The following is a 725-nucleotide window of genomic DNA, read 5'->3' as shown; positions in this document are numbered from 1 at the left end:
CAAACCATGAAAGGGTACGCTTCGATCCGACTTCGGACATGGTAGCCTGCCCACTTCTTCCAGAGAGCCCTACCGAGGTGCCGGGTTGCGCGCAGGATCTCGTTTCGCGCAACTGCGGCGGGGCAGTCTTCTTTCCATGCGCGACCGTTGCGGCGGGTGGGTAGTGAGGGCATGACTGCCATCGGTCCGAAGGAATGCCCGAACGCATCGGCGCCGTGCTCGATGATGGCGGTTTGGCATCGGCGTGTGTCGTATGCGCCGTCCGCGGTGACAGTGGCGATCTCTTCGCCCTCGGGAATTTGCGACAGCAGGTCTGGCAGCAGGGGGCTGTCGCCCTGGCGGCTTGAGGTGAACTCTACCGCGCGTATGTCGCCGGTCTCCGTGTCCATGGCGATGCGGACCTTACGCCATTGCCTCCGGCGGGAAGGGCCATGCTTCCGGGCCCAGCCATTTGTCACCCGGCAGGGGATTGCAAAGCAATCGCCCGAGAGGGCGCCGTCACCGCAGAACTTCACCACGGTGCTGTCGATAAGCAGGTTCAAAGGCCTGCCAGTGCGGCGATACGGGATCTGCACACCGATCCGCGCCTGGCGTCGGCACAGCGCCGAATAGTCCGGAACCCGCCAATCGAGCCCAGCCATCCGGATCAGACTCTCGACCAGCCCGACCGTTTGCCAAAGCGGAAGGCCGAAGAGCACTTTCAGCGTGAGGCAGGCCTGGACCGC

General features: G+C 64.1%; 1 protein-coding gene. It reads right to left on the bottom strand.

The genetic code is table 11. The features are described 5' to 3' along the window. Positions 1-725 (bottom strand): IS5 family transposase (locus DT23_RS18275; protein WP_038133750.1); only part of this gene is annotated, 725 nt, incomplete at both ends.

The sequence above is a fragment of the Thioclava indica genome, assembly GCF_000714545.1.
GTDB classification, from domain to species: domain Bacteria; phylum Pseudomonadota; class Alphaproteobacteria; order Rhodobacterales; family Rhodobacteraceae; genus Thioclava; species Thioclava indica.
The sequence above is the reverse complement of the archived record's forward strand: the minus strand, read 5'-3'. Positions and strand labels throughout refer to the sequence as shown.